At 59.7% G+C, this 2861-nt stretch carries 3 protein-coding genes and 1 pseudogene; 1 reads left to right on the forward strand and 3 read right to left on the reverse strand.

Features of this window, described 5'->3' with window-relative positions:
• The first annotated feature begins 19 nt into the window (after positions 1-19).
• Positions 20-772 (forward strand): outer membrane beta-barrel protein, encoded by a 753-nt coding sequence (locus E0F99_RS29545; protein WP_083357960.1) that lies wholly within the window; start codon positions 20-22, stop codon positions 770-772.
• Between the two features lie 171 nt (positions 773-943).
• On the opposite strand, the gene E0F99_RS29550 is transcribed toward E0F99_RS29545, so the two are convergent.
• The 3 genes and pseudogenes from E0F99_RS29550 to nuoN form a co-directional block, all read right to left on the reverse strand.
• Positions 944-1258: a helix-turn-helix domain-containing protein gene (locus E0F99_RS29550; protein ID WP_083357961.1), complete on the reverse strand. Its 315-nt coding sequence runs from the start codon at positions 1256-1258 to the stop codon at positions 944-946.
• Positions 1248-1598 (reverse strand): annotated as a pseudogene (locus tag E0F99_RS29555) (toxin). Before E0F99_RS29555 ends, E0F99_RS29550 begins: the two are co-directional and overlap by 11 nt.
• A gap of 239 nt (positions 1599-1837) precedes the next feature.
• The coding region (gene nuoN, locus E0F99_RS29560) for an NADH-quinone oxidoreductase subunit NuoN (protein ID WP_130909124.1) at positions 1838-2861 on the reverse strand (1024 nt) is incomplete at its 5' end.

The following is a 2861-nucleotide window of genomic DNA, read 5'->3' on the forward strand; positions in this document are numbered from 1 at the left end:
AACAAGGAGATGTAAAACGATTTCCAAGCTATTCGGAAAACTGCTTAAGGGTTCCTCGCTGCTGGCGCTGGTCGCCGCGCCTGCCGTGGTGTTCGCCGCACCGTCCACCGGCCCGATTTCCATCCTCGGTGTGCAGGGCAGCTATAACGACTTCAAACTTGAAGGCGGCAGCAAAAGCGACAAGGACCACATGCCCGAAGCGGGCCTGTTCTACAACTTCGGCAACAAGCTCACCGCTGAGTCCGGCTTTATCTACCAGGCCGGTATCGAAGCCAAGTATGGCGAAAAGAGCGACAACACGCTCAAGGAAGGCCAGGCTGACCTGGACCTCGGCTGGCGTGCCGCGCTGGACGCGCGCAACTTCGTCGACGTGATTGTCGGTGGTGGCTACAGCTGGACCCGCTACGAGCCGGACACCAACGATTACGACGTCAAGCTCACCAACAAATCGCCGTTCGCCAAGGCCGCACTGGGTTACAACCACCAGTTCGATGACATGACCCTGCGCGTCGAAGCCGGCGCCCGTCGTACTATCGACGGCCGCTCCAAGCTTAAGGTCGACGGCGTCGGCAGCGACACCGTGGACCTCAAGGACCGCACCAACCCGTACGCCGAAGTCAGCCTGCTGATGAACCAGAAGGGCGACTTGCCGGTGATGGCGGGCCTGTATTACACCCGTACCGAATACAAGCTCGACGATGACTCGTATGTCGCCGACAACACCAAGCTCAAGCGTGACGAGTACGGTTTCAAGGTCGGTATCGCGTTCTAAGCGTACGCCTGAATGCGGGGCGGCCAACGCCCCGCATTCGACTGCCCCATCAAGCCCCCTTTGTATCCACCAACCCCCCTCGAACGCGCTACTGCGGCCATTGGCATGTCTGAAGTGCAGTAACTTGGTGGCACGTTTTTTTGTGGCGGGTGGCTAGCAGTGGCGAGTCTCTCAACCTAATGCAGCGAGTTGCGCCACGGTTTCTGGAAACCGCGCCACCAGCCGAATCAAGGTGGCCGCCTGGGCATTTGGCTTGGCGCGGCCTTGCTCCCAGTTTTCGAGGGTACGGACGTTGGTGCGCAGGTACAGAGCGAACACCGAACGGGAGAGGTTGAGCTGTTGGCGTACGGCGACCACTTCTTCGGCCGTCAGCGGGGCCAGGTTGTTGAGACGGACCTTGTGGGTGCGCAGGGTGACTTTGCCTTGGCGTTTTTCAGCCAGTGCGTCGAAGCCTTCGACCAGTTCGGAAAAGATTTCACGTTTCATGGTGTGTTCTCGCTTTGATTTCCCTGTCCAGCATGTGTTTTAGGGCTTTTTTGTGATGGGGAGCCAGGTCGTCCTGTTCGTGCTTGCCGTACAGGGTGAACAGCCAGAATTGCGTAGCGCCCGACCACCCGTAGTAAATGACCTGCAGGCCACCGCGTTTGCCTTTGTTACGTCGCTCATCCACGAAGCGAACCTTGCGTCACCCGCCGGTTCCCTCGATCACGTCACCCGCTTCCGGGTTTTTCATCAACGCCTGTTGAAAGCCTTGGAAAAGCTCGTCACTCAGATAGTCCTTGCGATGCCGCTCGAAGGCCGGCAATTCGATAAATAGAGCATCCATGTTCTCTACTTAGCCTGCGTATAGTTTGGTGGCCCACTCGCCATGGGTCAAGTGACCTGGCTGTGGGAACTTTCCTAAAACGCAACCACCCTACGGCCGCCTTCGGCGCGCAGATGCCAGATGCAGAGGCAGATAGAGAAGGAAATTTCCGCGAGTGGGGGAGGGTAAAACTACCTGCCCTCAGAAACGCAAAACGGCGCCCGAAGGCGCCGTTCTGTTTACCGCATATTACTAAGCGATCAAACGCCCAGCACCGCGTGCTGCACCAGGGTGAGCAACGGTTGTGGGTACACACCCAGGAAGAACGCGAGCAGGGCGATAGCCAGCAGCATCACGCCACCGGCTTTCTGTTCCCAGTGCAGCTCGGCATCCACACGGCGCAGGTTTGGCTCAATCAGGTACAGGGTGACCATCACGCGCAGGTAGTAGAACACGCCGATGGCGCTGCCCAGTACCAAGGACGCAACCAACCACCATTCGTGGGCTTCAACGCCGGTGGCAACGATGTAGAACTTGCCGATAAAGCCTGCGGTCAGCGGGATGCCCGCCAGGGACAACATCATCACGGTGAGTACGGCGGTCAGGTACGGACGGCGCCAGAACAGGCCGCGGTATTCGTACAGAGCGTCGGCATCACGGCCTTTGAACGGCGAGGACATCAGCGTGATCACACCGAACGCGCCGAGGCTGGTGATCACGTAGGTGACCAAGTACACGCCCATGGCCTCAACAGCCAGGCCTTTGCTCGCCACCAGGGCGATCAGCAGGTAGCCGAAGTGGGCGATGGACGAATAACCCAGCAGACGCTTGAGGTTATTCTGGGTCAGGGCCAGCAAGTTGCCGAACAGGATCGACGCAATCGCGATAATGGTCAGCACGTTGCTCAGCACGCCGGTGTTGGCGGCAGGCGAGATCTGGAACAGACGCACCATCACCGCAAACACCGCAACCTTCGACGCCGTGGCCAGGAACGCGGCTACCGGCGCCGGGGCGCCTTCGTACACGTCCGGGGTCCACAGGTGGAACGGCACCAGCGAGAGCTTGAACGCCAGGCCAATCAGCATCATCGCCAGGCCCAACTGGGCGATTGGCGCAGGCATGCTGGTGGTCGCCAGGGCGTGACCGATACCGGTGAAGCTCAGGCTGCCGGCTCCTGCGTAAAGCAGGGCCATACCGAACAACAGGAACGCGGAACCGGCGGCCGACAGCACCATGTACTTGATGCCGGCTTCCAGGGAGCGCTTGTTGAAGAAGGCGTAGGCC

The sequence above is a fragment of the Pseudomonas antarctica genome, from assembly GCF_900624995.1.
In the GTDB taxonomy this organism is placed as follows: domain Bacteria; phylum Pseudomonadota; class Gammaproteobacteria; order Pseudomonadales; family Pseudomonadaceae; genus Aquipseudomonas; species Aquipseudomonas antarctica.

Bases quoted from the DNA above. Each gene is read 5' to 3' on its own strand.
- E0F99_RS29550 (WP_083357961.1), bottom strand. From the start codon at position 1,258: ATGAAACGTGAAATCTTTTCCGAACTGGTCGAAGGCTTCGACGCACTG.